Here is a 15,065-nt window from a genome sequence, read left to right as displayed (position 1 = left end):
TGCATGTTGCGCAGGACCACGTTGAAGTTCACGGCAGCGCTCGCCGCCGTCTCGCTCTTACCATCAGGCGCATTTGCCGAGATGCCCGCATCTGTCGACAAGCCGGTGACGATCAGCTTCTACAATTACAATCTCGCCTCRGCGAGCGCCGGGGCCGACGCAACCAAGGAACTGCTCGCCGGTTTCGAAAAGAAATTCCCCAACATCAAGGTCGAGACCGTCGCCGTCCCATCCAACGAGATCATGTCGCGCGTGCAGGCCGATATCGTTGCAGGCAAGCAGCCGGACGTGGCGCAATTGGTATTCCGTGACCTGATCTATATCTCCAGCGACCTCGGCGCCAATGCCCTCGAAGACATGGTCGATGCGAACGAATTGAAGGATCAGCTCACCGGCATGATCCCGCAGGGACTTGAGCTCGGAAAGGTCGACGGCAAGACCTATGGCCTTGCCTATACCTTCTCGACGCCGATACTGTTTTACAATGCCGACCTCTTCAAGCAGGCGGGCCTCGATCCCGACAAGCCGCCGAGGACCTGGGACGATATCAACATTGCCGGCAAGGCCATCAAGGAGAAGACCGGCAAGAACGGCTTCTTCCCCGGCGCCTATGGTCCGACCGACGGCACCTTCGTCTATCAGTCGATCGTCATGTCGAATGGCGGCAGGGTGCGCGACGGCAACACGCTGACCTTTGCCGACAAAGACGCGGCGGACGCCGTGAAGATGCTGCGCAACATGGTCGACAGCGGCGCCCATGCCAAGATCGATCCGGCGAGTGCATCCGATACGTTTGCCGCGGGCAATATGGGCATGTTCCTCTATACGAGCGCGTTGCTTTCCAGCGTCAAGAAGTCGGCTCAGGGCAAGTTCGAGCTGCGGCTTGCACCGATGCCCTCCTTTGGCGACAAGCCGACGGCACCGACCAATTCCGGCAGCGCCCTCTTCGTCTTCAGYAAGGACCCCGACAAGCAGCGCGCCTCCTATGAGCTCCTCAAATATCTGACGAGCAAGGAAGCCTACACGATCATCACCAGCAAGATCGGCTACCTGCCGCTGCGCCTCGATATCGTCGACGACCCGAACTATCTTGGCCCTTGGCTCAAGGAAAACCCGATGTTTCGGGCCAACATCAAACAGCTCGACCGTCTGACGGCCAATGTTGCCTTTCCCGGACCGAATTATCGCCAGGTCGAGAAGATGATGATGGACGGCGTTCGCGAAGCCGTCTTCGGAAGCGGCGACCCGGTCGAAGCGCTGAAGGGTGCGCAGGAGCAGGGTCAGGACCTGATGCCGTAAGTCAGCCGCAGTCTTCACGAGGAAGGTGAGGGGCGGCGGCGAGGGCCGCCCTTCACCGACAGTCGATCGGAGCTTTCGTCAATGACAGATATCCAGGCAGAGGTGGCCGGCGCCGCCTTAACGAAAACGGCTTCGGTGCAATCGGAAATCACCCGCGAACGCTTTACCATTTCACCCTGGCTGTATCTTACGCCCGCGCTCATCCTGCTGATGGTCTGGACCTACATCCCGCTTGCCGAGACGTTCCGCCTGTCTTTCTATCAGTGGAACATGCTGCCGACGTCGCCGCAACGCTTTGTCGGGCTGACCAACTACCAGCGGCTGCTGGCGCTGCCGGAAATGCGCAACGCTCTCTGGAACACGCTCTATTACACGATCGGCCTGTTTCCGATGTCGGTGATCATTCCCCTTTTCGTGGCAATCTGGACGCAGGATCTCGGCGGCCGCGCCCGGACGATCTACCGGTCGCTGATCTTCGTGCCGATGATCATCGCTCCTGTCGTCGCGGCCATCCTGTGGCGCTGGCTGCTGAATGAGGATCAAGGGCTTATTACGCTTTCCCTCGAAGGCCTGGGGCTCGGCCGCATCGGCTTTCTCACCGATCCCCTCTATGCCCTGCCGACGCTGACATGGATCACCGGCTGGAAGCTGATCGGCTTTTCGACACTGCTCTTTTCGGCCGCCAATGCGGGTATCAACCCGTCCTATATCGAAGCCGCGCGCATCGACGGTGCCAGCCGCTGGCGTATCATCTGCGATATCAGGCTGCCGTTGCTCTCGCCGACGATCCTGCTGCTGTCGATGATGACGGTACTTTTCGGCGCACAATGGAGCTTTGCCTATATCAACGTGCTGACCAATGGCGGCCCGCTAAAGTCGACGACCAACATCTTTTACCTGCTCTGGGAATACGGTTTCCAGACGCTTTCGGCCGGCTGGAGCTCGGCCGCCGGCATGATCGCTTTCGCCGGCTTCGCGGTGCTTGCCGCTCTCTGCATGTGGCTGACGAAGAGGTTTGCCTTCTATGACAACTGATGCCCTCGACGACCACCGGCCGGGCCGATCAGCACCGTCCCGCGGATTCGGGCGCAAGTTCGGCGTGCACGCCGTCATGATCGTGCTCTCGTTCGTTTCGATCTTTCCGATCTACTGGATGATCGTCACATCGTTGCGACCGGAGAACGAAATCTTTTCGACGGCGTTCTGGCCGTCCGATCCGACGTTCGACAATTACCTCTTTGTTTTGACGCGCGTGCCGATGCTGCAGATGCTCTTCAACACGACGATCGTAGCTGCCGCGACCGCCTTGCTGCAGGTAACCACCGGCATGTTCGCCGCCTATGCATTGGTACGTTGGCGCATGCGGCTGTCAGCCGTCGTTCACGGTCTGATTGCCTTGTCCTGGCTCGTGCCTTTCCAGGTCACGATGATCCCGAACTATGTGCTCGCCTCCAGGCTCGGGCTGCTCGACACCTTGGCGGGTCTGGTCGTGCCGAATGCCGCCCACGCATTCGCGATCCTGCTGCTCTATCATGCCATGCGGGCCTTCCCGACCGAAGTGCTGGAGGCTGCGCGCATGGATGGGGCGCGAAGCCTGCGCATCCTCTGGCAGATCGTCATACCCAACATGGGCGCGCCCATCGCGTCTTTGTCGATCATCGCCTTTATTTCCGCCTGGAACGAATATTTCTGGCCGCTGCTGCTGTCGCGCAAGCCCGAGAATTCGGTCGTGCAGATCGGCTTGCAGATGTTCATGACCCAGGAGGGCAACCTCTGGGGACCGCTGATGGCGGCGGCAGCGCTCGCCAGCCTGCCGATCCTTCTGATCTATCTCGTTCTCCAGCGTCACGTCATCGAATCCTTCATGAAATCTGGAATCCGCTGATCATGCAAAATTATGAGAGACTTATCGCGCTTACCGGCGCTCGCAACGTGCGCGACCTTGGCGGCTATCCGGCGGGCAACGGTGGACTGACGCGTTGGCGCTCGGTTCTGCGCGGCGACGCACTGCATGCGCTGAGCGCGGCCGATATCGAGGCGCTGATCGCTTATGGGGTGACGACAGTGATCGACTTGCGCAATCCGCAGGAACTCGCTCAGGAGGCCAATCCTTTCACGGAGGATGCGCGGGTTCGTTACGACAACGTCCCGCTATTTTCGGCTTTGGCGCCGGTTGAAATGATGGCAGCGCAATTGTCCGATTTCCATATGGGCGACCGATACTGCCAGGCACTCGACAATTGTCAGCCAGCGATCGCCAAAGTGCTGACGACGATCGCACACGCACCTGATGGGATCGTCCTCTTCCATTGTTCGGCTGGCAAGGATCGCACCGGCATCATTGCGGCTCTGATGCTCGCACAGGCCGGCGTCGATGACGCTGTTATCATCGAAGATTACGCGCTGACCGGATCGATATTCGCTCCCTTGCTTGCCGACTTCCATGCACGGGCGATCGCACGCGGTATTCCTTCGAGCCTTGCGGAAGTGATCCTCGCGTCGGCACCGCACARCATGGCCCGCACACTCGGGCACCTCGCCACACGTTACGGCGGCGTTGGCGCCTATCTCGCGCAGATGGGCTTGGGCCAATCGGAAATCACCAGTCTCGAGCGGCGGCTTGTCTGAGGCTTCTCTGTCTAATTAAAAGCAACTTGGCGTGATGCCAGCAACGTTTGTTGGGCTTCGGCCGCCATCCGTCACCAAAGCGGGCGACCCCATGAAGCTTGCCACGAATATGTTGGCCGGGCGATCGTCGATATCCTCAGGCGTGCCGAATTGCTGGGGATGCCATCCGTCATCACAGCTGCACCTCCGCCCCGCAAGGGTAGCCGCCCGATTATCGGACGGCTATTCCTCACAGCAGATCAAGGCAGCGTGTGTCCTGCAGCCCTGAACAGCCGATACCATTCCTCGCGGGTCAGCGAGACAGAAGAGCCGGCTGCTGCTTCGGCGACACGCTCCGGCTTCGTGGTGCCGAGGACAACCTGGATCTTTGCCGGGTGACGGGTGATCCAGGCGACGGCAATGCCTGTCGGCGTTACGCCATAGGCCTTCGCGAGTTCGTCGATGGCGTCGTTCAAATCGGCGAAATTTTCGCGGTCGCCAAGGAATACGCCGTCGAAGAAACCCTTCTGGAACGGCGACCAGGCCTGCAGCATCATGCCGTTGATCCGGGAATAGTCGAGGAGACCGTTATCGCGATCGACCGACTGATCGAGTCCCGCCATATTGGCGGCAACGCCTGATGCAATCAGCGGCGCATGGGTGATGCTGAGCTGTACCTGGTTGACGATGAGCGGTTGCTTGACCGCAGTCTTGAGCAATTCGACCTGACCCGGCGTGTGGTTGGAAACGCCGAAATGCCGGACCTTGCCGGAAGATTTGAGCGTGTCGAAGGCTGCGGCCACGTCCTCGGGTTCGACAAGCGTGTCAGGGCGATGCAGCAGAAGCACGTCGAGATAGTCGGTCTTCAGCGCCGCAAGCGACTGATCCACCGAGGCCAGAATATGTTCGGCGGAGAAATCGAAAAATCCCTTGCGGATGCCGACTTTGCTCTGGATGAGAAGCTTCTCGCGCTCGGCAGGCGTCAGGGAGATCGCTTCGCCGAAACGGGCCTCGCAGCGATGCGGTGCGCCGCCATAAATGTCCGCGTGATCGATAAAGGTCACGCCGGCATCGCGTGCGCCGCCGATCAATTTCTGGATTTCGCCATTGCTCATATTGGCGATCCGCATCATGCCGAGGATGATGCTTGACACTTCGAGATCAGTCTGCGGAAGCTTGTAGAATTTCATGACGAGTACCTCAGGCGGGGTTGCGAAATAACTAAATGGTTATCAGCTTTTACGGGAACGGGGGTCGCGTGGCTAGCCGAAGCTGCTGCTCTCAACGACCGACATCGTTGAGTATCCAACGTAGCGAGCTTCGGATCTGATAGCTCCCTTTGGACGCAACTCGCGCGATAGGTTAGAGATCGCGGTATTGCTGTAACGGTGTCGGCTGTCGAATTGGAGGAAATCTGCGTGGCGGATCAAGCGAAACTGGCGGCATCCCGCAGGGCTGCACAGCGGGTGACCCTGCGCACCGTGGCGAAATCGCTCGGCCTTTCCGTCACGACCATCAGTCGCGCATTGAAGGATGGCCCCGAGGTCAATCGCGAGACGATTGACCTCGTCAAGAAAGCCGCATCCGAGCTCGGCTACCGTCCGAATCTCGGCGGCATCAATCTGAGAACGGGCAAGACCCATGCCGTCGGCGTCATCATGCCATTTTATCGGGACGGCGAGATGAATATCGTCGTCGCTTCGCTGATCGAAGGTTTTTGCGGCGCGATGAAACAACATGGCTACCGCACGACGGTCGTCCCGCAGTTTCAGGCTGACGACCCGCTCGCAACGGTGAGGGATCTCGTCGAGGAAGGAACGGTCGACGGCGTCATCCTCACGCATACGAGGCCACAGGACGACCGGGTGAAATACCTGCTGGAAGTCGGAATGCCCTTCGTCACCTTCGGCCGCACCGAACTGCTCAGCAAACATCCGAGCGTCGATATCGATCACGAGGAGATCGGCGCAGCTGCGGCGGCGCGTTTGCTCGATGCCGGGCACAAGGCGCCGCTTCTCGTTGCCCCATCGAGCCAATTCACCTACAGCCTGCAATTCATCAAAGGCTGGACAGCGGAGTTCAACCGCAGGAACTTGACCRTTCCMGACGAGCGGATGTTCTTCACCGCAACCACGCCTGATAGCGGCAAGAAGATCGCCGTGGATGCGCTTGCTAGATATCCCCAGGTCACCAGTGCGTTCGTCGCAAGCGACGAGGCAGCCCTCGGTTTTGTCTCCGGCCTTGCCGATCTCGGCCGAAAGGTTGGAGAGGATTTTTCAATCCTGACCTATTCCGGTAGCCGCCTTCATGACTTCTATACTCCCCCTCTCAGCACCTATTATTTTCCAAATTTCATCATCGGACAGCGCCTTGGCGATCTTCTCTACAGATCGATGCGGGGGGAGGCGGCGTCGGGCCTGAACGAGGTCGTTCGCGCCAGCTTTCTTGAGCGCCGTAGCGAATTCAGCCTTCGCTAAAAAATCCCCCAAGAAATCCTGTGCAGTTCAAGTCGTTCGTAACGTTACGAATTCACATTTCCTTGCCCCATGCGGCTAAAATTCCTTAGCTGATAACATTGACAACATAGGGTTTGCGATGCATTCGTAACGTTACAAATCGACTTTTGGAGCGGGTTGGAGCGCCCAAAGGGCGAAAAAGTGGGAGGACGGCGTGGGTGCTCAAGCACTTTTTTTCGGCTCGCCAATTTGGACGTTCAACTGGAATCCGCCTTATGCAGCGCCTTTGCGGCGGCTGGCGGCCACCGGTTGCAAAGGGTTCGAGCTGACTGCATGGTCGGTCGACATGCTCGGCTATTACACCGACGAGACGATCCGCGAACTCAAGTCGATCGCCGACGGTGAAGGGCTGACGCTGACCAACTTCTTCTACAATCTGCCATTTTCACGTGATGACGGCGCGCCTGTCTCCCGTGTGGACCTCGATGCCTATAAGCGCGGCGTCGAGCTKGCAGCAAAGATCGGCACACCGATCATGACAAGCATGACGCCTTACCCTTTCCAATCGGATATCAGGCCGATCCTGCAGCGACCGACGGCCCAGGAATGGTCGGCTGCCGTGAGGCCCGAATGGGATTGGGCACAGGAATATGAGGTCGTCGTCGAAGGCTTTGCGGCCGCCTGCGCCATTGCCGCGGATGCCGGGCTGCGTGTCGCCATCGAGCCACATCCTTATCGCTGGGTCAGTTCGGGGCAGGGCATGCTGCGATTGATCGAGCGTACCGGCGCTCCCAATCTCGGCCTCAATTTCGACCCCAGCCATCTCTTCCCCGCAGGCGACATGCCGCATTACGTGGTGCTGCAACTCGGCGACCGGATCTACAACACGCACTTCTCCGACAATGAAGGGCACACCAATGCCCACTGGCGCCCCGGTCGCGGCAAGATCGACTGGAAGGCGATTTTTGCAGCCTTGCGCACCATAAGCTATTCCGGCCCAATCACGCTGGAGCTTGAGGATGCGCCCGGCGCGTCGCACTGGACGCATTTTCGTGAAGCGACGCCGGAATTCGATTCCGAAATGAGACGCGGCATTCGCTATCTGCGCGACTGTGCCGCCGAACTCGACATCATCATCGCCTGAGGAGCCAGAATGAGCGGGAGCAGCCCCATGAAAGTCGGCATTGTCGGTGCCGGAAACATCAGCGCCACCTATGTCGCGACGCTGCATATGTTCGACTTCATTCGTGTGAAGTCGATCTACGACCTCTATGAGGAACCGGCGCGCAAGCTCGCCGAGCAGTTCGGCGTTCAATCGGTGTCGCTTGACGCAATGCTCGCCGATCCCGAGATCGGCCTCATCATCAACTTGACCACGCCGACCGCCCATTATTCCATCAGCAAGAGGGCGCTGCTTGCCGGCAAACATGTCTATTCGGAAAAGCCGCTCGGGGTTTCCATGGAGGAAGCCGAGGAACTGATGGCGCTTGCCCGCGCTGGTGATCTGCGGCTCGGCTGCGCGCCCGATACGTTCCTTGGCGGCGGTCATCAGTTGACGCGCCGCCTTTACGACGAGGGCCGCATCGGTACGGCGATTTCCGCAACCGCCATGCTGCTTCTGCCAGGTCATGAGCATTGGCATCCCAATCCGGCCTTCTTCTACGGTCGCGGCGGCGGGCCGCTTTGACGTCATCAGGCATAAGCACAACCAGATCGAGATCTATGGTTCCAAGGGCTCGATGGTGACGCCGGACCCGAACAACTTCACCGGCAAGGTCGAGATCTTCACCGAGGGCGACGAAGCCTGGGAAGAGGTGGCCGTMGACCATCCCTATGTCGAAGGTGTTCCAGGCCATCTGGGTCTTAGGGGACTGGGTGCTGCCGAAATGGTGGATTCGCTGCGCTCCGGCAGGCCGCATCGCGTCTCCTCGGAACTCGCCTTCCATGCCCTTGAAGTCATGACCGCTTTTGAACGGTCAGCCCAATCGAAACGGGCGGTTACCATCCGCAGCAGCTGCGGCCGTCCAGACCCGATTCCCCGGCATTTGAAGGAAGGCAAATTCACGTAAGTCTTCCTCTCGGACGGTCAGGCGAGCGATGCGCGAATGCACCATTCGTCTCCGGGAAGAAACCAAGCTTTCGGAGATTGCGGCTAGCCGTCGAGGTGATCTTTGAACGCGGCCTGCTTTGAGCGTGGAGGTTCGTCAGACCTCTATCTCTGCTTCGGTTTGGCCGCCGTCTTCGCGGGCGCGCGCCTTGGCACCGGCTTCTCGTCGATCAGATCGACTGACGGCATTGCGGGGGTCGCCGATCGGATGTCGTTGGTGATCGATTGTGCAGCGGCGATCACCGCTTGCCGGATATCAGTCACGCGTTTTTCGTCCACGCCCGTGACGAAGGGAATACTGACGGCTGCAATGACCGTGTCCTGGTGATCCCTCACCGGGGCTGCGATCGCATGAACACCTGACATCTGCTCTCCCATGTCCCGTGCCCAATTCTGCTTGCGGATCAGAGCAAGCTCCTCAAGCATCTTCGTGGGATCGGTGATCGTCTGGTTGGTAAAGCGTTCGAGCTTGGTCAGGCGCCGCTCGATGTCCTCCTGCAACGAAAAGGCAAGCAGGATTTTACCGGCAGCACCGGCATGAAACGGCAGCCGCTGGCCAGCCGTCGCCGACAGCGCATATTGGCCATGCCCCTGCGCCGAAGCAACGACCAAAATATTGTCGYCTGATGGCACCGTCAGCTTGCTGCCTTCACCCAGAAGCTCGGAGATCTTGTTCAGATGCGGCTGCGCGATCGCCAGCAGATCGTAACTGGCAACGGTCGGGGCGACATGGGCCGCAAGCGTCAGAAGGCGCCTGCCGAGCGTGTAGCTTCCGGCCGGCGAACGATGCACGAAATCGTAGGCGCTGAGCGTGTTCAGCATACGGTAGACGGTGGTGCGTGACAGCCGCACAGCTTTGACCACATCGCGGATCGTCGCTCCCTCCGGCGTGCGTTCCAGGAGGGCAAAGACCTCCACCATCTGCTCGATGACGGGGATACGATACTTCTGCGCTGCGTCTTCACTAATGTCCGTCATTGAAAATCCTGCGAACCCCATCAGGCAATGCTTCGCCTTCCATAAGCAATGCATGGAGTTCACGCAATCGCGGCTCCTTCCGATTGACTCCGGCATGAGAATGCCGATAAATTCTTAAATGAACTTATATCAGTTCAAATAGGAAACGTCACGTCGTAATATTCCCGACGCGGCCTTCCTGAAATGTGCCGGATCGGAGGTTCGGCGCGCGGCTGCTTCAGCACGCGCAGGTGAAACGGAAATACGGAGGAGGATGCAATGAAGAGCGTGAAATCGATCGGACATGTGGCCGTCAGTGTGAAGAACATCGACAGCTCGCTCGACTTCTATGTCAACAAGCTGGGCTTCGACGAAATGTTCCGGCTGGAGCGCGACGGCCGCCTGTGGATCGTCTACCTCAAAATCACCGATACGCAGTTCATCGAACTGTTCCCCGAGGGTGTCGGCGATAGTGCGCCGCCTTTTGCCAATGTCGGTTATAATCATCTCTGCCTCGAAGTCGAAAACATCGACGAGGCGATCGCCGATATCACCGGCCGCGGCGTGGTCCTGACGGCTGAAAAGAAGCTCGGCGTCGACAACAATTATCAGGCATGGATCGCAGATCCGGAAGGCAACCGCATCGAGCTGATGCAGCTCGGCGCAGACGCCATGCAGACGGCTGCCATTCGCCGTATCAACGGACGAGGCTGAGCCATGGATCTTTTCAAGCATCTCGGCCATATCGCATTGCGCGTCAACGACCTCGACAAGTCCTTGGCCTTTTACCAGAAGCTCGGCTTTCGCGAGATGACGCGATTGCTCAACGATCAGGGAGAGGCGTGGATCGTCTATCTGCGCATCAACGACGACCAGTATCTGGAGCTTTTCCCGAAGGGCGTAAAGCGGCCGGAAGCCGGCCCAGACGTCATTGGCATCTTCCATATCTGCCTCACTGTCGAAGATATCGACAAGACGTTCGAGGAGCTTGCGAAAGTCGGTATCCAGCCGAGCAAGCCGCGGCCGACCAAAATCGGCATCGACGGCAATCGCGGGGCATGGATCGAGGACCCCGATGGCACGCAGATCGAAGTTATGGAGATGGCGCCCGATTGCATTCAGCTACAGGCCATCAAGAGACTGCATACAGAATCAGTCTGATTAGACTGTTTTAGCGACAAGTTGATAACTAAAACAACCCGGCAGCGATCTGCCGGGTTGTTTTAGCGCTATTTCAGAAGATCTGGTCGTAGGCGTCCTGCATCGCCTGCACAAACTCGTCATCAGTCCGCTTCGGATCGCTCCAATATTTGTCGGCTTCCTGCCAGATGGTGCGATACCAGTCGGCGTCGGCCGTATTGAAGGGGTTGGAAACCTGTTTCGTCGGGTCCTTCAGGGTTTCCAGGACGAGCTTGTTGCAGGCATCGAGGTTTGTCGTATCGGCATCGGTACGAACAGGGCTTGCACCCTTCTTCAAGACGAACTCGGCATTGAGCTTCGGATCGACATCGAGCTTGGCGAAGTCTTCCTGGGCTTTTGCCGTGTCAGCGTTGTTGGTGTTGAGGAAACCCCAGGAATCGACAGTGACGACGACAGCCTTGGTGCCGGGAATATTGATGCAGTCGAAATCCGTGCCCAGCTTCTTCTGCGCGGCGACGAACTCGCCTTTCATCCAGTCGCCATGAATCTGAAGCAGTGCCTTGCCGGTGATCACGAGATTGGTCGTGTCGTTCCACTGGCGGTTCGGGGAGCCCGGATCCGTGTGGTCGGCGATCTGGCGGAAGCGTTTGAGCGCCGCCCGCATCTCAGGCGTATCGATCACTGTGCGGTCTGGTTTTTCACCATAGAAACGATCGTAGATCGCGGGACCCTCCTCGGAAGCGATCAAGGCCTGCAGCAGATAGGCCTTCTGGAACTGGTCGCCGCCCTGTGCAATCGGGATGTAACCGGCCGCCTTGACCTTGTCGAAATCCGCGAAGAGGTCGTCAAGCGATTTCCAAGACTTCGGATCGACACCGGCGGCTTCCGCCACATGCTTGTTGTAATAGACCATGCCGTCGATATGCACTGTCGCAGGCGCCTTCACGATCTCGCCGTCGACGGTGATGTTTTTCAGAACCGAGGGCGGGAAATTCTTCGTGGCGCCGATGCTGTCGAACAGCTTGGTGAGCGGCACGCCGAGGCCCTGCTTGTTCAGATCCCGATAGATGCCGGGATCGGAATTCATGAAGATCGCAGGCGGATTGCCGCCGGTGATCATGTTCATGAGGCTGACATTGGCGCCGGAGTCATGGGCGATGGACAGGTCTTTCCATTGGTGGCCGTCCTTTGCCCAAGCGTCCCTGAGAACGCCTAGAGCCGCGATTTCCGAGGGCTTTGACCAGGTGTGATAGACGACGACTTCATCTGCCCAGGCGTTTGCGGCAAGTGTCGTCGCGGCAAGCAGGAGCGATAGCCCCTTCAGCGATTTCCATTTTGTCATGCAACATTCCTCCCTTTTGAATCTGGTCACAGCCGCCGGCCGGTCGGCGCATCGAAGACGTTCAACTTGGTCAGCGGMAGATAAACGGGCAGAGCCGGTTTGCCTCGATAGCGGTTTGCATCACGACCATCGATGCGCACGGCGATGCTCTTTCCCGACATGGTCAGGAAGGCGAAGGCGTCAGGACCAGATTTTTCGAAATATTCGACCGGGCAGTCGAAGCGGACGGTGTTGCCTGCATCCGCGCGCTCCTCGATCAGCAATTCCTCGGCACGGAAGCCGATCTTGACTGGCTTGCCGTCGTCGGCGCCAACCTTCCATTTATATTCGCCGAGATTGATGCGGATGCTGTCCTTCTCATCCACGGCGACGAGATCGCTGCCTTCCTGTCTAACGACGCAGTCGAGCAGGTTCATGGCCGGTGAGCCGACGAAGTCGGCGACGAAGAGATTGGCCGGTTCGTTGTAGATTTCGTCCGGCGTGCCGAATTGCTGGATGACGCCCTTGTTCATTACGGCGATTTTGGTGGCCATCGTCATGGCCTCTACCTGGTCGTGGGTGACATAGACAACGGTGTTCCTGAGCTGGTTGTGGAGCTTTTTTATCTCCATGCGCATCTCGTTGCGTAGCTTGGCATCGAGGTTCGAAAGTGGCTCGTCGAACAGGCAGACCCCGTATTGCTTGACCAGCGCCCGGCCGATCGCCACGCGCTGGCGCTGGCCGCCAGAGAGTTGCGATGGCTTGCGATCGAGCAGGTGTTCGATCTGCAGCAGCTTGGCTGCCCAGGCGATCCGTTTGTCTGCTTCCACCCGCGAGATGCCGCGCGACGTCAGCCCGAAATTCATGTTTCCGCGCACAGTTTTGGTGGGATAGAGCGCGTAGGACTGGAAGACCATGGCAAGGCCCCGATCCTTGGGATCGAGATAGCTGACATCCCGCTCGTCGATCAGTATTTCCCCGTCGTCGATCTCCAGTAGGCCGGCCAGAAGATTGAGCAGCGTAGTCTTGCCGCAGCCGGACGGCCCGAGCAGGACCAGAAATTCTCCGTCGCCGATGCTGAGGTTCAGGTTCTCGATAACCGTCAGTGCACCGAACTTCTTGACGATATTGTTGAATGCGATGGAAGGCATGCCTCTATCCCTTGATGGCGCCGGCAGTGATGCCCTGCACGAAGAACCTGCCGAGAACGAAGTAGATGACGAGCGGCGGCAGGGCGGTCAGCAGCGCCGAGGCCATGTCGACCGCGTAATTCTTGGCGCCCGTCGTCGTCACCGTGATGTTATTGAGCACAACCGTCATCGGCTGCGTATCCTGGGCGCCGAAGGTGAGTCCGACCAGGAAGTCGTTCCAGATTCCCGTGATCATCAGGATCAGCACGACGATCATGATATTGCCGGACATCGGCAGGACGATCTCGAAGAAGATCCGCCAGAAAGAACCGGAATCGATCATCGCCGCGGCGATGATCTGCGGCGGCATTCCCTTGAAATAATTTCGGAAGATCAATGTGAGGAAGGGCAGCGACAGGACGCTGTGAATGACGGCGATGCCGAATGTCGTACCGTAGATATGCAGCGCGCCGGCGATCTTGATCAACGGATACATGATGATCTGGAACGGCACGAAGGCGCAGATGAAAAGCACGAACAGGAAGCCGTTCGCCCATTTGATGTTCCAGAGGGCCAGCCCGTAGCCGGTGACGATCGACAGCGAGATCGTCAGGACCAGACTGGGAGCAAGAATATAGAGCGAATTGATGAAGCCGATGCGCACGCCGTTGCAGTTCATACCCGAACAAGCCTGCATCCAGGCGTAGGACCACGCATCGGTCGTCCCGGGCGAGGGCAGGGAGAATATCTGCCCTTCGCGGATCTGATCCATCGTCTTGAAGGACGTCACGACGATGACGTAGAGCGGGACCGCGAAGAAGGCGGCCGCCATCAGCAGGAAGACGAAGATCACCACCCGGTTCGGCCGGATCAGCGGACGCCGGCGCACTTTCGTCTCGCGGCGCGATTGTGATGTCGCTGAGATCGCCGTCATGCCTCCCTCCTTTGCCGGATGGCGGTGAGAATGACGAGCGGCAGGAAGAGCACAAGGGTCGTGAGCAGCATGACGGTGGCACCTGCCGAGGCGAAGCCGAGATTCTGCTTCTGCCAATAGGCGTCGATGACGAAATAGGCAGGCATGACCGATGCGCCGCCGGGTCCACCATTGGTCATGGCAACGATGATGTCATAGGCCTTCACCACGCCGATGCAGAGCAGGATGATGCAGGTCAGGAACGTGAGCTTCATCATGGGGATGATGACCTCGATATAGAGCCGCCAAAAGGGCACGCCATCGAGGCGGGCGGCCTGCCAGATCTCGGTATTGATCGATTTCAGGCCGGCGAGCATCAGCGCCATGAAGAAGCCGGTCGATTGCCAGACAGCCGCCAGGATGACGCCGAACATCACCGTGTCCTGGCTCGCGAGCCAGTTGAAGGAGGCGCTCTCCCAGCCCATCGAATGAAGCACGTTCTCGACGCCGAGGCCCGGATTGAAGAGCCAGCGCCAGACGAGGCCAGTAACGATCAGCGAGACGGCAAGCGGATAGAGAAAAACAGTGCGGAAGATGCCTTCGCCATGCACTTCCTTGTCGATCAGCGCAGCGAGAATGAAACCCATCACGATCGACAACAGGCTGCCAACGGCAAAGATGACGAGGTTCTGCAGCGCCAGGGTCCAGGACGGATCGTGAAAAAGCCGCCAATATTGCTTCCAGCCGACCAATTCATAGTCGGGGAAGCGTCTGGACGCCGTGAACGAGAGATAGACGGTCCAGCCTATCGCCCCAATGAAAAAGACAAGCGTCAACAGCGCCGCAGGCGCAACGGCCAGATGCGGGATGACGCGGCTCCATCGGATTCCCATGAGCCTCCTCCTCAGATCACCAGCGCTCCGCTCCTCCAGCTCGCTGTCAATCTGTTCTTATATGAACAGGATATAGTTCATAACGCATCAACTATAGGGACCAAAAAATGGCGATGTCAATGAGAATTGGCTGAGCCCGGAGGTATTGCTCACGCTGAAGTTGGATAGGAGGGCGGCCGCAGCCGATCAATCGAAGAAGGCCTGGTCGTCTTCCGGGAGATACTGTCTCGCCCGCTCAGGCA

General features: G+C 58.7%; 16 protein-coding genes. 10 read left to right on the top strand and 6 right to left on the bottom strand.

The genetic code is table 11. From position 1 onward, the window contains the following. Positions 1-3: 3 nt before the first annotated feature. From AC1DNW_RS15655 to AC1DNW_RS15640, 4 genes are all read left to right on the top strand, one after another. Positions 4-1,299, top strand: a complete 1,296-nt coding sequence (locus AC1DNW_RS15655; protein WP_477853440.1) for an ABC transporter substrate-binding protein — start codon at positions 4-6, stop codon at positions 1,297-1,299. Between the two features lie 81 nt (positions 1,300-1,380). Next, positions 1,381-2,334, top strand: a complete 954-nt coding sequence (locus AC1DNW_RS15650) for a carbohydrate ABC transporter permease (RefSeq protein ID WP_113296491.1) — start codon at positions 1,381-1,383, stop codon at positions 2,332-2,334. Next, positions 2,324-3,184 (top strand): carbohydrate ABC transporter permease, encoded by an 861-nt coding sequence (locus AC1DNW_RS15645; protein ID WP_477853439.1) that lies wholly within the window; start codon positions 2,324-2,326, stop codon positions 3,182-3,184. The genes AC1DNW_RS15650 and AC1DNW_RS15645 overlap by 11 nt, the downstream gene beginning before the upstream one ends. 2 nt (positions 3,185-3,186) lie before the next feature. After that, a complete protein-coding gene (locus AC1DNW_RS15640; RefSeq protein ID WP_477853437.1) occupies positions 3,187-3,927 on the top strand; it encodes a tyrosine-protein phosphatase in 741 nt (246 codons plus the stop codon). A gap of 239 nt (positions 3,928-4,166) precedes the next feature. On the opposite strand, the gene AC1DNW_RS15635 is transcribed toward AC1DNW_RS15640, so the two are convergent. Beyond that, positions 4,167-5,096: an aldo/keto reductase gene (locus tag AC1DNW_RS15635; RefSeq protein WP_113307595.1), complete on the bottom strand. Its 930-nt coding sequence runs from the start codon at positions 5,094-5,096 to the stop codon at positions 4,167-4,169. Between the two features lie 228 nt (positions 5,097-5,324). Here AC1DNW_RS15635 and AC1DNW_RS15630 point away from each other — a divergent pair, with 228 nt between their 5' ends. The 4 genes from AC1DNW_RS15630 (at position 5,325) to AC1DNW_RS15615 (ending at position 8,431) form a co-directional block, all read left to right on the top strand. Next, positions 5,325-6,383 (top strand): substrate-binding domain-containing protein, encoded by a 1,059-nt coding sequence (locus AC1DNW_RS15630; RefSeq protein ID WP_477853435.1) that lies wholly within the window; start codon positions 5,325-5,327, stop codon positions 6,381-6,383. 193 nt (positions 6,384-6,576) lie between these two features. Next, on the top strand, positions 6,577-7,506 hold the full coding sequence (locus tag AC1DNW_RS15625; RefSeq protein WP_477853433.1) for a sugar phosphate isomerase/epimerase family protein: 930 nt from the start codon (positions 6,577-6,579) through the stop codon (positions 7,504-7,506). Between the two features lie 27 nt (positions 7,507-7,533). Further along, complete coding sequence (locus AC1DNW_RS15620; RefSeq protein WP_477853431.1) at positions 7,534-8,049, top strand: Gfo/Idh/MocA family protein; 516 nt, start codon at positions 7,534-7,536, stop codon at positions 8,047-8,049. After that, positions 7,991-8,431 (top strand): Gfo/Idh/MocA family oxidoreductase, encoded by a 441-nt coding sequence (locus AC1DNW_RS15615; protein ID WP_477853429.1) that lies wholly within the window; start codon positions 7,991-7,993, stop codon positions 8,429-8,431. Before AC1DNW_RS15620 ends, AC1DNW_RS15615 begins: the two co-directional genes overlap by 59 nt. Positions 8,432-8,574: 143 nt before the next feature. On the opposite strand, the gene AC1DNW_RS15610 is transcribed toward AC1DNW_RS15615, so the two are convergent. Beyond that, positions 8,575-9,447, bottom strand: a complete 873-nt coding sequence (locus AC1DNW_RS15610; protein ID WP_477853428.1) for an IclR family transcriptional regulator — start codon at positions 9,445-9,447, stop codon at positions 8,575-8,577. A gap of 258 nt (positions 9,448-9,705) precedes the next feature. Here AC1DNW_RS15610 and AC1DNW_RS15605 point away from each other — a divergent pair, with 258 nt between their 5' ends. After that, positions 9,706-10,140 carry a VOC family protein gene (locus AC1DNW_RS15605; RefSeq protein WP_477853426.1) on the top strand — a complete coding sequence of 145 codons (435 nt, stop codon included), beginning with the start codon at positions 9,706-9,708 and terminating at the stop codon, positions 10,138-10,140. Positions 10,141-10,143: 3 nt separating this feature from the next. Beyond that, complete coding sequence (locus AC1DNW_RS15600) at positions 10,144-10,587, top strand: VOC family protein (RefSeq protein WP_477853425.1); 444 nt, start codon at positions 10,144-10,146, stop codon at positions 10,585-10,587. Between the two features lie 73 nt (positions 10,588-10,660). Here AC1DNW_RS15600 and AC1DNW_RS15595 read toward each other — a convergent pair whose 3' ends face one another. From AC1DNW_RS15595 to AC1DNW_RS15580, 4 genes are read right to left on the bottom strand one after another with little or no spacing between them, the layout of a single operon-like run. Continuing rightward, a complete protein-coding gene (locus AC1DNW_RS15595; RefSeq protein WP_477853424.1) occupies positions 10,661-11,908 on the bottom strand; it encodes an ABC transporter substrate-binding protein in 1,248 nt (415 codons plus the stop codon). Between the two features lie 26 nt (positions 11,909-11,934). Next, on the bottom strand, positions 11,935-13,038 hold the full coding sequence (locus tag AC1DNW_RS15590; RefSeq protein ID WP_477853422.1) for an ABC transporter ATP-binding protein: 1,104 nt from the start codon (positions 13,036-13,038) through the stop codon (positions 11,935-11,937). A 4-nt stretch (positions 13,039-13,042) separates the two neighbouring features. Continuing rightward, on the bottom strand, positions 13,043-13,951 hold the full coding sequence (locus tag AC1DNW_RS15585; RefSeq protein WP_477853420.1) for a carbohydrate ABC transporter permease: 909 nt from the start codon (positions 13,949-13,951) through the stop codon (positions 13,043-13,045). Continuing rightward, the gene (locus AC1DNW_RS15580; protein WP_113296480.1) at positions 13,948-14,823 is read right to left on the bottom strand and encodes a carbohydrate ABC transporter permease; all 876 of its coding nucleotides are present in this window, start codon (positions 14,821-14,823) and stop codon (positions 13,948-13,950) included. Before AC1DNW_RS15580 ends, AC1DNW_RS15585 begins: the two co-directional genes overlap by 4 nt. Positions 14,824-15,065 lie beyond the last annotated feature (242 nt).

The organism is Rhizobium sp. 05L429 (assembly GCF_056397645.1).
The sequence above is the reverse complement of the archived record's forward strand: the minus strand, read 5'-3'. Positions and strand labels throughout refer to the sequence as shown.

Bases quoted from the DNA above. Each gene is read 5' to 3' on its own strand.
- AC1DNW_RS15650 (WP_113296491.1), top strand. From the start codon at position 1,381: ATGACAGATATCCAGGCAGAGGTGGCCGGCGCCGCCTTAACGAAAACG.
- AC1DNW_RS15645 (WP_477853439.1), top strand. From the start codon at position 2,324: ATGACAACTGATGCCCTCGACGACCACCGGCCGGGCCGATCAGCACCG.
- AC1DNW_RS15635 (WP_113307595.1), bottom strand. From the start codon at position 5,096: ATGAAATTCTACAAGCTTCCGCAGACTGATCTCGAAGTGTCAAGCATC.
- AC1DNW_RS15620 (WP_477853431.1), top strand. From the start codon at position 7,534: ATGAAAGTCGGCATTGTCGGTGCCGGAAACATCAGCGCCACCTATGTC.
- AC1DNW_RS15605 (WP_477853426.1), top strand. From the start codon at position 9,706: ATGAAGAGCGTGAAATCGATCGGACATGTGGCCGTCAGTGTGAAGAAC.
- AC1DNW_RS15600 (WP_477853425.1), top strand. From the start codon at position 10,144: ATGGATCTTTTCAAGCATCTCGGCCATATCGCATTGCGCGTCAACGAC.
- AC1DNW_RS15595 (WP_477853424.1), bottom strand. From the start codon at position 11,908: ATGACAAAATGGAAATCGCTGAAGGGGCTATCGCTCCTGCTTGCCGCG.
- AC1DNW_RS15585 (WP_477853420.1), bottom strand. From the start codon at position 13,951: ATGACGGCGATCTCAGCGACATCACAATCGCGCCGCGAGACGAAAGTG.
- AC1DNW_RS15580 (WP_113296480.1), bottom strand. From the start codon at position 14,823: ATGGGAATCCGATGGAGCCGCGTCATCCCGCATCTGGCCGTTGCGCCT.